The organism is Pseudomonas sp. 2,4-D, assembly GCF_030418155.1.
Lineage (GTDB): Bacteria > Pseudomonadota > Gammaproteobacteria > Pseudomonadales > Pseudomonadaceae > Aquipseudomonas > Aquipseudomonas alloputida.
On record NZ_JAUHUI010000051.1, the window covers coordinates 21,427 to 36,146 of the forward strand.

18 protein-coding genes are annotated in these 14,720 nt (G+C 63.7%); 11 read left to right on the forward strand and 7 right to left on the reverse strand.

The genetic code is table 11. The annotated features are described in order from the left end of the window. The first annotated feature begins 97 nt into the window (after nt 1-97). From QYE47_RS24355 to QYE47_RS24395, 9 genes are all read left to right on the forward strand, one after another. Entirely contained in the window at nt 98-1,432 is a 1,335-nt protein-coding gene (locus QYE47_RS24355) for a lysine N(6)-hydroxylase/L-ornithine N(5)-oxygenase family protein (RefSeq protein ID WP_070383717.1), read from the forward strand. A gap of 175 nt (nt 1,433-1,607) precedes the next feature. Continuing rightward, nucleotides 1,608-2,801: a PepSY domain-containing protein gene (locus tag QYE47_RS24360; RefSeq protein ID WP_014590505.1), complete on the forward strand. Its 1,194-nt coding sequence runs from the start codon at nt 1,608-1,610 to the stop codon at nt 2,799-2,801. Next, nucleotides 2,798-3,331 carry a hypothetical protein gene (locus QYE47_RS24365; RefSeq protein ID WP_014590504.1) on the forward strand — a complete coding sequence of 178 codons (534 nt, stop codon included), beginning with the start codon at nt 2,798-2,800 and terminating at the stop codon, nt 3,329-3,331. The genes QYE47_RS24360 and QYE47_RS24365 overlap by 4 nt, the downstream gene beginning before the upstream one ends. Then, entirely contained in the window at nt 3,328-3,648 is a 321-nt protein-coding gene (locus tag QYE47_RS24370; RefSeq protein ID WP_014590503.1) for a hypothetical protein, read from the forward strand. Before QYE47_RS24365 ends, QYE47_RS24370 begins: the two co-directional genes overlap by 4 nt. Next, complete coding sequence (locus tag QYE47_RS24375; protein WP_014590502.1) at nt 3,645-4,214, forward strand: DUF6162 family protein; 570 nt, start codon at nt 3,645-3,647, stop codon at nt 4,212-4,214. Before QYE47_RS24370 ends, QYE47_RS24375 begins: the two co-directional genes overlap by 4 nt. Before the next feature lie 16 nt (nt 4,215-4,230). Further along, nucleotides 4,231-5,133, forward strand: coding sequence for a metal ABC transporter substrate-binding protein (locus tag QYE47_RS24380; RefSeq protein WP_019436719.1), 903 nt, complete (start codon nt 4,231-4,233; stop codon nt 5,131-5,133). Then, on the forward strand, nt 5,130-5,876 hold the full coding sequence (locus QYE47_RS24385; RefSeq protein WP_014590500.1) for a metal ABC transporter ATP-binding protein: 747 nt from the start codon (nt 5,130-5,132) through the stop codon (nt 5,874-5,876). The genes QYE47_RS24380 and QYE47_RS24385 overlap by 4 nt, the downstream gene beginning before the upstream one ends. Further along, nucleotides 5,876-6,775, forward strand: a complete 900-nt coding sequence (locus QYE47_RS24390) for a metal ABC transporter permease (protein ID WP_019436718.1) — start codon at nt 5,876-5,878, stop codon at nt 6,773-6,775. The genes QYE47_RS24385 and QYE47_RS24390 overlap by 1 nt, the downstream gene beginning before the upstream one ends. Continuing rightward, nucleotides 6,772-7,635: a zinc ABC transporter substrate-binding protein gene (locus tag QYE47_RS24395; protein ID WP_070383716.1), complete on the forward strand. Its 864-nt coding sequence runs from the start codon at nt 6,772-6,774 to the stop codon at nt 7,633-7,635. Before QYE47_RS24390 ends, QYE47_RS24395 begins: the two co-directional genes overlap by 4 nt. Nucleotides 7,636-7,801: 166 nt before the next feature. Here QYE47_RS24395 and QYE47_RS24400 read toward each other — a convergent pair whose 3' ends face one another. The 6 genes from QYE47_RS24400 to QYE47_RS24425 form a co-directional block, all read right to left on the reverse strand. Beyond that, nucleotides 7,802-8,854, reverse strand: a complete 1,053-nt coding sequence (locus QYE47_RS24400) for a DUF1615 domain-containing protein (RefSeq protein ID WP_014590496.1) — start codon at nt 8,852-8,854, stop codon at nt 7,802-7,804. A gap of 26 nt (nt 8,855-8,880) precedes the next feature. Further along, on the reverse strand, nt 8,881-9,432 hold the full coding sequence (locus tag QYE47_RS24405; RefSeq protein ID WP_070383715.1) for a hydrolase: 552 nt from the start codon (nt 9,430-9,432) through the stop codon (nt 8,881-8,883). Nucleotides 9,433-9,489: 57 nt separating this feature from the next. Then, entirely contained in the window at nt 9,490-10,209 is a 720-nt protein-coding gene (locus tag QYE47_RS24410) for a thioesterase II family protein (protein WP_019436716.1), read from the reverse strand. Continuing rightward, nucleotides 10,206-10,427, reverse strand: a complete 222-nt coding sequence (locus QYE47_RS24415; protein WP_003256222.1) for an MbtH family protein — start codon at nt 10,425-10,427, stop codon at nt 10,206-10,208. Before QYE47_RS24415 ends, QYE47_RS24410 begins: the two co-directional genes overlap by 4 nt. 134 nt (nt 10,428-10,561) lie before the next feature. Then, complete coding sequence (locus QYE47_RS24420) at nt 10,562-10,963, reverse strand: hypothetical protein (protein ID WP_010954639.1); 402 nt, start codon at nt 10,961-10,963, stop codon at nt 10,562-10,564. A gap of 26 nt (nt 10,964-10,989) precedes the next feature. Beyond that, nucleotides 10,990-11,874 carry a LysR family transcriptional regulator gene (locus QYE47_RS24425; RefSeq protein ID WP_014590492.1) on the reverse strand — a complete coding sequence of 295 codons (885 nt, stop codon included), beginning with the start codon at nt 11,872-11,874 and terminating at the stop codon, nt 10,990-10,992. A 146-nt stretch (nt 11,875-12,020) separates the two neighbouring features. On the opposite strand from QYE47_RS24425, the gene QYE47_RS24430 reads away from it, so the two are divergent. Then, on the forward strand, nt 12,021-13,040 hold the full coding sequence (locus QYE47_RS24430; RefSeq protein WP_070383714.1) for an alpha/beta hydrolase: 1,020 nt from the start codon (nt 12,021-12,023) through the stop codon (nt 13,038-13,040). A 109-nt stretch (nt 13,041-13,149) separates the two neighbouring features. Here QYE47_RS24430 and QYE47_RS24435 read toward each other — a convergent pair whose 3' ends face one another. Continuing rightward, nucleotides 13,150-13,443, reverse strand: coding sequence for a DUF1330 domain-containing protein (locus QYE47_RS24435; protein WP_014590490.1), 294 nt, complete (start codon nt 13,441-13,443; stop codon nt 13,150-13,152). Between the two features lie 78 nt (nt 13,444-13,521). Here QYE47_RS24435 and ribBA point away from each other — a divergent pair, with 78 nt between their 5' ends. Next, the gene (gene ribBA, locus QYE47_RS24440) at nt 13,522-14,643 is read left to right on the forward strand and encodes a bifunctional 3,4-dihydroxy-2-butanone-4-phosphate synthase/GTP cyclohydrolase II (protein ID WP_014590489.1); all 1,122 of its coding nucleotides are present in this window, start codon (nt 13,522-13,524) and stop codon (nt 14,641-14,643) included. Nucleotides 14,644-14,720: the final 77 nt, after the last annotated feature.

The following is a 14,720-nucleotide window of genomic DNA, read 5'->3' on the forward strand; positions in this document are numbered from 1 at the left end:
AAATTCCCCCTCGGCTGGCTCGTTCCAACTCATGTACTTGCGCAGGAGCCGGAGCCCCGGCGGGCGTCCATATTCGACCATTCAGGGAATCGCAGCCATGAGCCAGTCCTCACAGCAGGAAACCATCAAAGACATGATCGGCGTGGGCTTCGGCCCCTCCAACCTGGCCTTGGCCATCGCCCTGGAAGAGCTCGCCGAATCCCGGGGCCATGCGCTCGACGCACTGTTCATCGACAAGCAGCAAGACTACCACTGGCACGGCGAGACCTTGGCTACCCAGAGCGAGTTGCAGATCTCGTTCCTCAAGGACCTGGTGTCGCTGCGCACCCCGACCAGCCCGTACAGCTTCGTCAACTACCTGCACCAGAAGCAGCGCCTGGCCGACTTCATCAACCTCGGCACCTTCTACCCCTGCCGCCTGGAGTACAACGACTACCTGCGCTGGGCCGCCGAGCATTTCACCTCTCAGGCGGTGTATGGGCAGGAAGTGTTGCGCATCGAACCGCACCTGCATGCAGGCCGGGTCCAACACCTGTGCGTGATCTCGCGTGACAGACAAGGCCGCGAATACAGCCGCCCCACCCGCTCGGTGGTGGTGGGCAGCGGTGGCACACCGAAAATTCCGGAAAACTTCGGCGCCTTCAAGGACGACCCGAGGGTCTTCCACCACTCGCAGTACCTGAGCAGCCTGACCAAACTGCCGTGCACGGCTGGCAAACCCATGCGCATTGCCGTGATCGGCTCAGGCCAGAGCGCCGCCGAGGCGTTCATCGACCTCAACGACAGCTATCCGTCAGTCAAGGTCGACATGATTCTGCGCGGCTCGGCTCTCAAGCCCGCCGACGACAGCCCCTTCGTCAATGAGATCTTCTCGCCCGACTACACCGACCTGGTCTACAACGAACCGGCCGACCAGCGCAGCAAACTGCTAGGCGAATACCACAACACCAACTACTCGGTGGTCGACCTCAACCTGATCGAGCGCATCTACGGCATCCTCTACCGGCAGAAGGTTGCCCATCAGCACCGCCACAACGTGCTGTGCCGGCGCCAGGTGGAAGCTGTGGTGGCCACCCGCGAAGGCCTGGAACTGACCCTGCGCGACCTCGCCACCGGCCAGCAGCAAACCCACCGCTACGATGCCGTTATCCTCGCCACCGGCTACGAGCGCCGCTCGCACCGTGAATTGCTGGCGCCGCTGGCCGATTACCTGGAGGACTTCAGCGTCGACCGCAACTACCGCGTACTGGCCAGCCCCGACCTGCAAGCCTCGGTGTACCTGCAGGGCTTCTGCGAAAACAGCCACGGCCTGAGTGACACCCTGCTTTCGGTCCTGCCAACCCGCGCTGCGGAAATTGGCCGAGCGCTGTACCAGGATCTGGAGCAGCTGCACGAAAAACCCCAAGCAGCAGTGGCGCTAACCCGCGCCTGACCCCTCTGCAACCCGCCATCAAGGCCGGACTGATGCCTCGTGCGCAGTCCGGTTTTTGCGCTTTGAAACATTTGGTTTCATTTTAACCTGCAGGTTTTCAATTCTCATTCGTCCTTATCAGTACAGCACTCTTTGGTTGGCACACGCTCGACCACCAATAGCAGAAGACCGTCTGATGGCCAAATCACCGAAAAAATCCAAATCCAGGCTGTGGTTCCTGGTCCACAGCTGGCTCGCCTTGCCGATCTGGTTCTTTGTCCTGATCGTCTGTTTCACCGGCATGCTCGCCGTGGTCAGTCAGGAAATCGTCTGGCTCGCCGATCCGGCCGTGCGCGCCAACAAGCCAGACGCGAACACCGAGCGCATGAGCTTTCAGCAGGTACTGGAGGCCTTGAACAAGGCCGAGCCGGACATGGTGGTGGAGCGCCTGAGCCAGCCGGATGGTTCGCACTTCGCGGTAAAAGCTAATGTAACCCTGCCTGATGGCACCAGCCCGACGCTGTATGTAAACCCCTACACCGGAACCATTCAGGGCAAGACCCCAGACTTCAACTTCGAAGCCTTCACCCGCGCCCTGCACGGCTGGTGGCTAGTGCCGTTCACCAACGGTTTCAGCTGGGGCTGGTACCTGGTATCGCTGCTCGGCCTGCCGATGCTGGCCTCGCTGGTCACCGGCCTGGTGGTTTACAAGAAGTTCTGGAAAGGCTTTTTCAAACCCGTGCGTACCGGCCATGGTTCGCGAATCTTCTGGGGTGACCTGCACCGTCTGTCCGGGGTGTGGTCAATATGGTTCATTGCGGTCATTTCCATCACCGGCACCTGGTTCCTGATCCAGGCGATCCTGTTCGACAACCACATCACCATTTCCAGCCGACCCATCGTGCCGGTGATCGCCCGTGAGGAGGTACCGCAAACGCCAGATGGCAGCCCCGCCTCGCGCATCGACCTGGACGAAGCGGCGCGCCTTGCCGGCCTGGCGATCCCGGGGCTGGAAGTGACCTCCATCTCGCTCCCCGCCACTGCCTACAGCCACGTCACGCTGTCTGGCCCGGGCTGGTACCCGTTGATGTTCCAGAGTGCTTCGGTGAATCCGTACACACGCAATGTCGACAGCCAGTTCCTGATCAGCGACCGTTCGGCCCTGGAGTTCGTCACCGAGTCCATGCGCCCGCTGCACACCGGCGACTTTGGCGGTTTGCCGATCAAGCTGGTGTGGTTCTTCTTCGGCCTGATCCTCACCCTGATGGTGCTTAGCGGCCTGCTGATCTGGACCAAACGCACCGCCCAGGCCACCGCCGCGGCCCTCAAGCGCAGCGAGCGCGCTCCACGTGCGGCACACAGTGAAACCACCGTGGAGATCCACTCATGAGCCAGGCCCTGCCCGCCAGCCCGCTGAAGCAGCTTTGGCTGAAGTGGCGTTTTCACCTGAACATCCTGCTGATACTGATCCCGCTGGGCTTCATGCCCAAGTACTTCGCCGACGCCAGGCTGTTCCGCGGCGAGGCGGGCCTTGGCGCCAACGTGATCAGTGACATCCAGGTCGGCCCCTACAGCCTCGACCTAGCCGAACTGCGTGACGAGGCGCCACGCGCCGACGGCCCGGCCGGCTACTTCAAATCGTTCAATGCAGCGTTGTGCAAGGCCTGCATAAAGGACGTCAAGGCCGCCTACCTGCGCATCGGCAAGCCACGCAGCCTGCGCGCCGCCGGCACCATCTTCTTCGGTGCACCGTACAACATGGGCACCTCGTTGCCGATCCCGCCGCGCACCAAACCCGATGCGCACATCTGGATCACCCTGGAAGGCTGGGACGGCAGCATGCACCAGGCGTCGATCCCCCTGGCCAAGGCATCGCCAGCCACCGTTGCATGGCTCGAGAAACAAGGAGGCAACAAATGAAACACCTGATGCGCACCCTGACGCTGCCCTTCCTGGTACTGGCCGCCAGCCCGGCGCTGGCGCACAACCCGATGTGCGAATGCGAGGAACTGGCCAACGGCCAGGTCAAGTGCACCGGCGGTTTCTCGGACGGCAGCGGTGCCCCCGGGGTGACCCTGGACGTGATCGGTTATGACGAACAGGTGTTGGTCGGCGGCAAGCTTGGCGACGACTCGACGCTGACCTTCAAGCGCCCGGACGGTGAATTCTATGTGCTGTTCGATGCCGGCCCCGGGCACGTGGTGGAAGTGGACTACGCCGATATCGCCCAACCATGAGCCGCGCCCAAGTCATTCGCCCGGCCGGTGCCGGGCACGAAACCCTGTACGTGCTGCTGGCAAGCCTGCTGATCGTGGTACTCGCCGCCAGCGTGGTGCTGCTGCGCGGTGAGCGCGAGGACGAACAGGCCATCGCCAGCTACCAGATCGACGCCCGCCGCGACCTCACCGCCGCCGAACAAGGCCTGTACACCGACCTGCGGGTAGCCTTCGACGAGATCCAGCTACTGCGCGAAGAAAACGCCGTCACACCCAGCGTAAAGGCCCTGGCCGAAGAAGGCCTGCCGCCATTCGTGGTCGATGCCGGCAGCCAGAGCCGTGGCGCCCACCAATGGTCATGGCTGGAACCCGGCGCCTACCTGGGTCGCAGCCAGGCCCCGGAAGTTGCCGGCAGCCTGCTGCTGATCCTGCCACCCGACAGCACAGGCCAAGCCGATGTCTGGCTGCGCCGCGACAGCGCCGCCGTTATCCCGGACGACCTCGGCCAGGCCGCCCTGATCGCCGCTGGCTGGCAGCAGGTGGTCAGCCACTACGACGCCGGTGTTACCCGCGAACACCGTCACTGAACCCAAGGACCCGCCCATGTTTCGCTCCGCCCTCGCCCTGCTCCTGACCCTTGCCCTGCCGGCACTGGCCCTGGCCGATAACAGCAAGCCGCTGCGAATCGGCATCACCCTGCACCCCTACTACAGCTACGTGAGCAATATTGTCGGCGACAAGGCCGAGGTGGTTCCCCTGATTCCGGCGGGCTTCAACCCGCACGCCTACGAGCCGCGGGCCGAGGACATCAAGCGCATCGGCACACTGGACGTGGTGGTGCTCAACGGTGTTGGCCATGACGATTTCGCAGACCGCATGATCGCCACCAGCGAAAAACCCGACATCGCCACAATCGAAGCCAATCAGAACGTGCCGCTGCTGGCGGCCACCGGCATTGCCGCGCGCGGTGCCGGCAAGGTGGTCAACCCGCACACCTTTCTGTCGATCAGCACCACCATCGCCCAGGTGAACAACATCGCCCGTGAACTGGGCAAACTCGACCCGGACAACGCCAAGTTGTACACGCAAAACGCCCGTGCCTACGCCAAACGCCTGCGCGCCCTGCGTGCCGAGGCCCTGGCCAAGGTCACCGAAGCCCCTGGCGCAACGTTCCGGGTCGCTACCATCCATGCCGCCTATGACTACCTGGTGCGCGATTTCGGCCTGGAGGTGACCGCTGTCGTCGAGCCGGCCCATGGCATCGAGCCCAGCCCGGCGCAGCTGAAAAAGACCATCGACCAGCTCAAGGCGCTGGACGTGCGGGTGATCTTCTCGGAAATGGACTTCCCGTCTGCCTATGTCGAAACCATTCAGCGTGAGTCCGGTGTGCGCCTGTATCCGTTGACGCATATCTCCTACGGCGAGTACACCAAGGACAAGTACGAGGTGGAAATGAAGCGCAACCTCGACACGGTGGTCCGCGCCATTCAGGAGAACCGCGCATGACCGCTGCCGCCAAGCTGGCGACAGCCTGCGGGCCGCGCATCGAGTTCACTGGCATCGACCTGACCCTGGGGCGCACGCGTATCCTCGAACAGGTCAGTTTCAGCGTGGCAGCAGGCAGCGTGCACGCCATCGTCGGCCCCAACGGCGGTGGCAAGAGCTCGTTGATCAAAACCCTGCTCGGGCAGATGCCACACCAGGGCCAGCTGACCTTGCATTGGCCAGGTGAGCACGAAGTGATTGGTTACGTGCCGCAGGCACTGGAGTTCGACCGCGGCCTGCCCATGACCGTGGACGATTTCATGGCCGCCATGTGCCAGCGCCGCCCGGCCTTCCTCGGCCTGTCGCGGCGCGTGAAGCCGGCCATTGATGCAGCCCTGGTAAAGGTTGGCATGCTCGACAAGCGCACGCGGCGCATGGGGGCACTGTCCGGCGGTGAGCGCCAGCGCGTGCTGCTGGCCCAGGGCCTGATCCCCGAGCCGCAGTTGCTGGTGCTTGACGAACCGATGTCGGCCCTCGATGAAGCCGGAATCCAGGTGTTCGAACAGTTATTGCAGGGCTGGCGCCAGGCCGGCACTACCGTTCTGTGGATCGAGCATGACCTGGAAGCCGTGTTGCGTCTGGCGGACCGGGTAACAGGCCTGAACCGCCAGGTGCTGTTCGATGCGCCGCCTGCCCAGGCCCTGACCCCGGAGCGCCTGCTCGGCCTGTTCTCCGTTCACCCGCGTAGCGAGAGCCTTGCCTGATGAGTTTTGAAATCTTTCGCCAAACGGTCCAGGGCTGGGCCACTGCCGGTTATCTGCCCGAGGCGCTGGCCTACGGTTTCGTGGTCAATGCCTTGCTGGCCGGCCTGATGATCGGCCCGGTGCTGGGCGGCTTGGGCACCTTGGTGGTGGTCAAGCGCTTTGCGTTCTTCTCTGAGGCGGTCGGCCATGCGGCGCTGACCGGCGTGGCCATCGGTATCCTGCTGGGTGAGCCCTATACCGGCCCTTACGGCAGCCTGTTCGGCTACTGCCTGCTGTTCGGCATCCTGCTCAACTTCCTGCGCAACCGTACCGGGCTGTCGCCGGACACACTGATTGGCGTGTTCCTGTCGGTGTCGCTGGCGCTGGGCGCCAGCCTGCTGCTGATGCTGGCGGGCAAGATCAACGTACACATCCTCGAGAACGTGCTGTTCGGCTCGGTGCTGACCGTTAGCGCCCAGGACTTGCTCGTGCTGGGCATCGTCGCAGTGCTGGTGCTGGCCTTGGCGCTGCCGCTGTACAACCGCATCATGCTGGCCAGTTTCAATCCGCAGCTGGCGGCTGTGCGCGGGGTGGCGGTGAAGACCCTGGACTATCTGTTCGTCGTGCTGGTGACGTTGGTGACCGTGGCTGCGGTAAAGGTGATCGGGGCCATCCTGGTCGGTGCACTGCTGGTCATCCCGGCCGCCGCCGCTCGCCTGGTCAGCCAGTCGCTCAAGGGCTTTTTCTTCCTGTCAGTGCTGATTGCCACCATCAGTACCCTGTTCGGCATCCTGCTACCGATCGTTTTCGACCTGCCGGTGCCGTCAGGGGCCGCGATCATCCTGGTCGCCGGCATCTGCTTTGCCCTGGCCGCCCTGGCCCGCGCGCTCGTTCCCCGCCTGCAAGGAAACCCGGCATGAACTTCAAACACCTGACCCTGGCGCTGGCACTGGCCGGCCTGCCGTCCCTGTCTTTCGCCACGCAAGTGCTGACGACCCTGCCCGTCACCCATAGCCTGGCCAGCGCCTTGCTCGAAGGCACTGCGGTGCAACTCCAGCGGGCGGCACCGGCCAACCTGCCTGCCAGCCGCCAACCGTCGTATTTCAGCGGGCGTGGCGGCGCAGGCCTGCACAAGGCCGCCCAGCAGGCAGATGCGGTGATCGCCGTGCGTTCGATCTGGCGCGACGACCCGCTGTACCCGGTGGCTCGGCGCAGCAATATCCGCATTGTCGAGATCGATGCCGCACGACCGGTGGATGGTGCCCTGCCGGGCATTGCGGTGAGCGGTGACGATGCCTATGACGCTTACCCCTGGCTCAACCCGACCAACCTCGGGCGCATGGCCGACGTGGTGGCCAATGACCTGGAGCGCCTGGCGCCTGACGACAAGGCAAAGATCCAGGGCAACCTGGCAGGGCTCAAGCGCCAATTGCTGGAGCTTTCGGCCAGCAGCCAGACGCGGTTGGCCAAAGTCGACAACCTGACGGTGGTGAGCCTGTCGGAGCGGCTGGGGTATCTGGTCAACGGGTTGAACCTGGATGCGGTCGAGCAGCCACTGCCGGCCGAATGGGATGCAGCCGCCCTCAAGGCGCTAGGGGACAACCTGAAGGCGCAGGACGTGGCACTGGTGCTTGACCATCGTCAGCCGGACGCGGCAGTGGCCGAGGTGATCAAGGCGGCCGGGGCCAGGCTGGTGGTGGTGGAGAGTGACCCTGAAGATGCGATTGCGGGGCTCGAGGCCAGCGTTGACCAGGTGGTGGGGGCATTGGGCGGGCGCTGATCGGACAGGCTCGCGCGGCTGCGGTGGACACGCACCGGTGGTTCGTAGGAGCGGGTTCACCCGCGAAAGGGCCGGGCCTGCTGGCCAATCTCCACCCGCCGATCACCGTTGCCGCCACCACCGTATTCGCGGGTAAACCCGCTCAAGGATCGCGGTTGCTGCCTGGCTAACGCTTCATGCACCGCTGATAGCGCTCATCCACCCGCCCGGCAAACCAGGCCGTGGTCAGCTTGCGGGTAATCTTCGGGCTCTTCAGCTCGATGCCCGGTAACACTGCGCGGGGCACTGGTTTGCCGGCTTTGGCATCCGCCAGGGCGAACACCCCGCTATACAGCTTGCTGTCCTCGAACGCCAGGCTGTCGGCCTCCTCCAGCTGGCTTCGGATCTGCGGGTTACGCAGCCCCAGCTTCACCCCCAGCTTGCGCGCGGCCAGTTCAGTCGTCCCCGGCATGATCGCCCCCGGCGCCACCAGGTCGCCGTCCAGTGCCAACTTCACCCCCGTGACCTTGCTCAATGCCGCCTGGAATGCTGCATTGCGGCTGGCGTACCAGCCCGCGTTGAAATCGGCGAAACGGTAAAGCTGGCGCTCGTAATTGGCCGGGTAGCCCAACAGGTGGGCAATACCGAAGTACATGCCGCCGCGCCGGCTGAACACTTCCTGCCGAATCGTGCCTTCATGGCTGTAGGGGTAATCCCTTGCATGCTTTTCGGCGAAGTCGATGCTGACCTGCATCGGCCCACCGGTGTGCACCGGATTCAGCCCGTCCAGCAAGGTATTGCCCAGCGGCACGCGTGCAACGACTTCGTCGTACAGTTCACTCAACTGTTTTTCGCTGCGCACCGTCTGCAAACGCTGCTGGTAGCTCTGGCCGTTGCCCGACGGCGTTTTCAGCGCACCGTCGACCAGCAGCTTGGGAATATGCAGGCGCGCAGCGCGGCGGTCGATCTCCTGGCGGGCGATACGCCCAAGGTTGGGCACCTGCGGGTCCGCAGTGAAGGTCGACTCCTGTTCGGTCACCGCCAGCACTGCGCACAGGTTGCTTTTACTGGGCGCTATGCGCTGGGCTTCGAAGGCTGCCTGAATATCGTTGGCCCAACCCTCGCGGTCCTTGACCTGGGCGGGTAACAGCCGCAACAGCTGCGCACGGATTTTGGCCGGGTCCGCTTCGGGCGCTTCTTCGCGGCGCCCGGCACAGCCTTGCAACAGCGCCAGGGCCATCAGCGAAATGGCAAGTAACCGGCCGTTCAGGGCTGTTCACCGACCAGATAGGTTTTGCTGATGTGGCGGAACTGCGGGTGCCCGGCACTGCCCATCAATTCGAACAACACCATCTCGCGGGTCACTACCTGCGCGCCGGCAGCACGCATGCGCGCCAGGCCTGCGGCCTTGCTGGCCGGGTTGCGGCTGTCGCAGGCATCCTCGACCACGAACACTTGCTTGCCCAGCGCCAACAGGCCGAGCACGGTCTGCAGCACGCAAACATGGGTTTCCATGCCGCAGACGATCACCTGCTCGCGGGCCATCAAACTGGCTGGCAGGCACTCGGCAGCCACGCAGGAAAAGTGACTTTTTCCCACCACTTCGGCTGTCGGCGCTGCGGCCAGCAGTTCGGCCAGGGTATGACCCAGGCCTTTGGGGTACTGCTCGGAAATCACCGTCGGCAGCGCCAGCTCGGCAGTCGCCGCCAGCAACCAACGGGCCCGTGCCCGAGTGCCTTCGGGGTCGCTCATGGCACCGATCAGTTTTTCCTGGATGTCGACGACCAGTAGCGTGGCCTTGAGTGGATCGATCAGCATTGTCTGCCTCTTGCCTGGGAAAAACCCTAGCCTCCCCCAGGCAAGCGGTGACGTCAATCAGGCAGACAGCCGAAGCGGTTGCAGCGACGCGGTCAGCGCAGCGAGCACACGGTCTTCCTGCTCATGGATGAAGAAATGGCCACCCGGGAACATCTGCAGCGAGAACGCGCCTTGGGTTTCACTGCGCCATGCCCGCAGTTGCTCATCGCTGGCCCGGTCTTCCACGCCACCCAGCACATGCAGTGGGCACTGCAACGCCGGTCGCTGCCGGTATGTGTAAGTGCCGCACAACAGAAAATCGGCGCGCAAGGTCGGCAAGGTCAGGCTCATCAGCTCAGCGTTGGCCAGCACTTCTTCAGGCGTGCCCTGCAGCGCGCGCAACTCGCTGATCAGCTCGGCGTCGCTCTTGGGCTCGCGCCAGTTGTTGCCGTCGTAGTCCTCACGCCGGGTAGGTGCCGCGGTGCCGCAGGCGAACAAGGCCAGCGGCGCCGGGCAGCCCAATGCCTGCAGCTCATGGGCCAGCTCGAAGGCCAGCAGTGCACCCAGGCTGTGGCCGAGCAACGCGTAAGGAGCGCTTGCCGCCAGTCGCTGCTCGCTGGCCAGTTGCCGAGCCAGCACTTGCATGTCGGTGTGCAGCGACTCGGTCATGCGCGCCCCCCGCCCAGGCAATTCCACCGGGCGCACCTGCAACCATGCCGGCAGCTTGCGCCGCCAGCGGCTGTAAACCATGGCGCTGGCCCCGGAGTACGGCAGGCACAGCAGGTTCAACACGGTCACTGGGCGGCAGCTTCAGCCATTTTCTGGCGCAGGCTCAGCGGGCGCATGTCGGTCCAGACTTCATCGATGTAGGCCAGGCAGTCCTTCTTCAGGCCGCTTTTGCCCACAGCTCGCCAGCCATTGGGGATGGCTTTGTAGTCGGGCCAGATCGAGTATTGCTCTTCGTGGTTGACCACTACCTGGAACTGGATATCGTCGCGGTCGAAAACGGAAGTCATTGCCTGTCTCCTTAAATGATGATGCCGCTGCGCGCCTGGCGCAGGGTGGATTTCAAGTAGACGTAGCAAGCGGTGTAAAAATTAACGGAATTGACGCGCCCCCATGTGGGCGCGGCCGATGCCGGTATCAACGCTCAGGTATCACGCAACAGGTCATGCGTATCGAGCAACCGGAACGCAACCTGCGGATTACGCTCCAGCCCGCGCCGGATCGCCGCCGGGATAGACTGCCGGGTCTTGCGGCACAGCCCGGGCTGATCGTCCAGTTCGATGACGATGCCGCGCATGGTCCGTACCTCGTTGTAACCGGGGGCGATGTGCACGCGGATGCCGAGGTTTTCGTACAGGCGCTGCTGCAGACGTTGAAGGTCTTCCAGGTCCTTCAGGTTTTCCAGCCGTTCGAGCAGGCGTTTTTCTTCCTGCCGGGTCAGCAAGAGGATGCGCTGGGCGGCCTGCGGATGGTCGGCCAGTTGCTCGCGGCCGCAGACGCAGGCGCCAGGGGGGCAAGGTTGGCGTAAAGGAACGGGTGTACTCATAGGGCAAGCATAGCCTGTAGCAACGGTCAGAGCTGCGCCAGCCGCGCGCGCAGGAAGCTGACAAAACCCTGCACCGGCCGCGCCACCTGCCGGTGCTGCGGATACACCGCCGACAGCTGCAGCGCGGACGGGCGCCACTCATCCAGAACCGTCACCAGTTGCCCCTCCGCCAACGCCTGCCCAACGATAAAGGTCGGCAGGTAAGTGACCCCCATCCCGGCAATCGCAGCCCCCCGCAGCAACTCGCCATTGTTCGCCCTCATGCGTCCAGTCACCTGAATTGCCTGGGTTTTGCCACCTTTGTGAAATTGCCACTGCACCTGCCGCGAATGCCCATAGGGCAGGCAATCATGCGCGGCGAGCTCATCCGGTTTTCCCGGCACTCCCCGTGCTTGCAAATACGCCGGGCTCGCACAGTAGACCCGCTCGACACTGGCGATACGCCGGGCGATCAGGCTGGAGTCCTCCAGTGCACCAATCCGCAGCGCCAGGTCATAACCTTCGCCAATCAGGTCCACGGCGCGGTCGCTCAGGTCTACCTCCACATCAACCTGGGGGTGCAACTGCAGAAACTCGGTCAGCAGGCAGCCCAGGTGCGCCATGGCAAACGACAGCGGCGCGCTGAGGCGCAAGGTGCCGCGCAAGACCTGGGCCTGGCCGCTGATGTCGTGTTCGACCTGCTGCACTTCACCCAGCAGGCGCAGGGCCGACTGGTAGTAGTGCTGCCCCAGTGGCGTGGCATCGAGGCGCCGGGTGGAGCGGTTGAGCAGGCGCACGCCCAGGCGCTCTTCAAGCTGCATCAGACGCCGGCTGACCGATTGCTTGGACATGCCCAGACGGTCGGCGGCAGCGGTGAAACTGCCGGCCTCCATCACCTGGGCAAAGATCCGCATGTCTTCGTAAGGGTTCATTGTCTCACTCTTGCTGACAGTCAAACACTTTATAGCGGCTTTTTCCCACGAGTGCATCTGCCTAATCTACGCACAAGTCGCAGCGATGGCCCCTCAGGCCAGGCAAGACGCCCACTACCAACATTTGCAAAGAAAAGGATTCGCCCATGAACATTGTCCACAAAGCCCTCACCGCCTCCCTCCTGGCCCTGTCTGTTTCCAGTGCCTTCGCCGCAGGCAGCCCTGGTGTCGAACAACACACCCAGGCCTTCCTCGAAGCCCTGGAGAAAGGGGGTGGCAAGCCGCTGGAACAGCTCACACCAAACGACGCCCGTGCGGTACTGACCGGCGCCCAGGCCTCGGAAAAGGTCGACCTCTCGGGGGTCGAGGTGAAGGAACGCACGATTCAGGCCAATGGCCAGTCGATCAAGCTGCAAGTGGTACGCCCGACGAATGTCAACGGTGATCTGCCGGTGTTCATGTTCTTCCACGGCGGCGGCTGGGTGCTGGGCGACTTCCCGACCCACCAGCGACTGATCCGCGACCTGGTGGTCGGCTCGGGTGCGGTGGCGGTCTATGTGGACTACACCCCGTCACCGGAAGCGCACTACCCGACGGCGATCAACCAGGCCTACGCCGCGACTCGCTGGGTGGCCGAGCATGGCAAGGAGATCGGCGTGGATGGCAAGCGCCTGGCGGTAGCCGGCAACAGCGTTGGTGGCAACATGGCGGCGGTTGTTGCACTCAAGGCCAAAGAGGCCGGCACCCCTGCCCTGCGCTTCCAGCTGCTGCTGTGGCCGGTGACCGATGCCAGCTTCGAGACAGCATCGTACAAGCAGTTTGCCGAAGGACACTTCCTGACCACCGGGATGATGAAGTGGTTCTGGAACAACTACACCGTTGATGCAAAGGCGCGGGCGCAGATCTACGCCTCGCCGCTGCGGGCGTCCGCCGAACAGCTGAAGGGCTTGCCACCGGCCCTGGTGCAAACGGCTGAGTTCGATGTGCTTCGGGATGAAGGTGAGGCGTATGCCCGCAAGTTGAATGCGGCGGGCGTGACAGTAACCTCGGTGCGCTACAACGGAATGATTCATGACTATGGGCTGCTCAACCCGTTGAGCCAAGTGCCGGCAGTAAAGGCGGCGCTGCGGCAGGCGGGCAACGAACTTAAAGTGCATCTGCAGTGAGGCGATGAGCAATAGACCCGCCTGGGCGGGTCTTTTGCTTCTATTTGCGGAAACGCCCCGCAGGCTTCAATGTATCTGCCATCGATGCGAAAGGGCCGGCAAATCCTGCTCAGGGCTCAAACCCTTCCACAATGATCACCTCAGCCTTCGCCACACCTTGCCGATGGCTGCAAGCCTCCTGATACAGCTCGGACCGATAACAAGCCACCGCTTGTTCGTACGAATCGAACTCGATCACCACACTACGCTGAGGCGTAACCCTCCCTTCCATCGCCTCGCTACGCCCGCCACGGGCCAGGAAGCGACCGCCGAATGCCTTGAAGGCTGCCGGGGCGCGCTGGGTGTACTGCTGGTATTGCTCGGGGTCGGTCACGTCCACATGGGCGATCCAGTAGGCCTTCATGTGCAGCTCTCCTGTTACGGCGATATTTGTGTATGATGGTATACCATAAAATTCACCCCACCACAGTGAGCGTGCACCATGGCTTTCAACACCATCGAGGAACTTCTCGAGGACTACCGGCAAGGCAAGATGGTCCTGCTGGTGGATGACGAGGACCGGGAAAACGAAGGCGACCTGTTGATCGCCGCCGAGCGCTGCGACGCCCAGGCCATCAACTTCATGGCCCGCGAGGCACGCGGGCTGATCTGCCTGACCTTGACCGACGATCACTGCCAGCGCCTGGGCCTGGAGCAGATGGTTCCGGCCAACGGTAGCGTGTTCAGCACCGCGTTCACCGTGTCGATCGAGGCGGCCACCGGGGTCACCACCGGCATTTCCGCCGCTGACCGGGCACGCACCGTGGCAGCGGCCATGGCCCCCAACGCCCGCCCCGAAGACTTGGTGCAACCTGGCCACATTTTCCCCCTGCGGGCACGCGAAGGCGGCGTGCTGACCCGTGCCGGCCACACCGAAGCTGGCTGCGACCTGGCACGCCTGGCCGGCTTCAGCCCGGCCTCGGTCATCGTTGAAGTGCTGAACGACGACGGCACCATGGCACGTCGCCCCGACCTGGAAGTGTTCGCCTCACGGCATGGCATCAAGATTGGCACCATCGCCGACCTGATCCACTACCGCCTGAGCACCGAGCAGACCATCAAGCGCATCGGCGAGCGCGAACTGCCGACGGTGCATGGCACCTTCCGCCTGGTCACCTATGAAGACCGCATCGAAGGTGGTGTGCACATGGCCATGGTCATGGGCGACATTCGTCGCGAACAGCCGACCCTGGTGCGGGTGCATGTGATCGACCCGCTGCGCGACCTGGTGGGTGCCGAATACGCAGGTCCCGCCAACTGGACGCTGTGGGCGGCGCTGCAGAAGGTCGCCGATGAAGGTACTGGCGTGGTGGTGATCCTGGCCAATCACGAATCCTCCCAGGCCTTGCTTGAGCGCGTGCCACACCTGACCCACCCTGTGCGGCCCTATCAACGTGGTCAGTCCAAGGTGTATTCCGAAGTGGGCACCGGGGCGCAGATCCTCCAGGACCTTGGCGTGGGCAAGCTGCGTCACCTGGGGCCACCGCTGAAATACGCGGGGCTGGCGGGGTATGAGCTGGAGGTGGTGCAGAGCATCCCGTTCGACCCGGGGATGGATGGCTGAGAACACATAAGCAATTGATTTAGCGGGGCCCTGTAGGAGCGGGTTTGCCCGCGAATGCGAGGGTGACACCACCGACG

Coding starts and splice junctions, on each gene's coding strand:
- QYE47_RS24390 (WP_019436718.1), top strand. CDS start 5,876: ATGAGTTTTGAAATCTTTCGCCAAACGGTCCAGGGCTGGGCCACTGCC.
- QYE47_RS24400 (WP_014590496.1), bottom strand. CDS start 8,854: ATGGCCCTGGCGCTGTTGCAAGGCTGTGCCGGGCGCCGCGAAGAAGCG.
- QYE47_RS24365 (WP_014590504.1), top strand. CDS start 2,798: ATGAGCCAGGCCCTGCCCGCCAGCCCGCTGAAGCAGCTTTGGCTGAAG.
- ribBA (WP_014590489.1), top strand. CDS start 13,522: ATGGCTTTCAACACCATCGAGGAACTTCTCGAGGACTACCGGCAAGGC.
- QYE47_RS24435 (WP_014590490.1), bottom strand. CDS start 13,443: ATGAAGGCCTACTGGATCGCCCATGTGGACGTGACCGACCCCGAGCAA.
- QYE47_RS24395 (WP_070383716.1), top strand. CDS start 6,772: ATGAACTTCAAACACCTGACCCTGGCGCTGGCACTGGCCGGCCTGCCG.
- QYE47_RS24355 (WP_070383717.1), top strand. CDS start 98: ATGAGCCAGTCCTCACAGCAGGAAACCATCAAAGACATGATCGGCGTG.
- QYE47_RS24405 (WP_070383715.1), bottom strand. CDS start 9,432: ATGCTGATCGATCCACTCAAGGCCACGCTACTGGTCGTCGACATCCAG.
- QYE47_RS24370 (WP_014590503.1), top strand. CDS start 3,328: ATGAAACACCTGATGCGCACCCTGACGCTGCCCTTCCTGGTACTGGCC.
- QYE47_RS24375 (WP_014590502.1), top strand. CDS start 3,645: ATGAGCCGCGCCCAAGTCATTCGCCCGGCCGGTGCCGGGCACGAAACC.
- QYE47_RS24415 (WP_003256222.1), bottom strand. CDS start 10,427: ATGACTTCCGTTTTCGACCGCGACGATATCCAGTTCCAGGTAGTGGTC.
- QYE47_RS24430 (WP_070383714.1), top strand. CDS start 12,021: ATGAACATTGTCCACAAAGCCCTCACCGCCTCCCTCCTGGCCCTGTCT.
- QYE47_RS24360 (WP_014590505.1), top strand. CDS start 1,608: ATGGCCAAATCACCGAAAAAATCCAAATCCAGGCTGTGGTTCCTGGTC.
- QYE47_RS24420 (WP_010954639.1), bottom strand. CDS start 10,963: ATGAGTACACCCGTTCCTTTACGCCAACCTTGCCCCCCTGGCGCCTGC.
- QYE47_RS24380 (WP_019436719.1), top strand. CDS start 4,231: ATGTTTCGCTCCGCCCTCGCCCTGCTCCTGACCCTTGCCCTGCCGGCA.
- QYE47_RS24425 (WP_014590492.1), bottom strand. CDS start 11,874: ATGAACCCTTACGAAGACATGCGGATCTTTGCCCAGGTGATGGAGGCC.
- QYE47_RS24385 (WP_014590500.1), top strand. CDS start 5,130: ATGACCGCTGCCGCCAAGCTGGCGACAGCCTGCGGGCCGCGCATCGAG.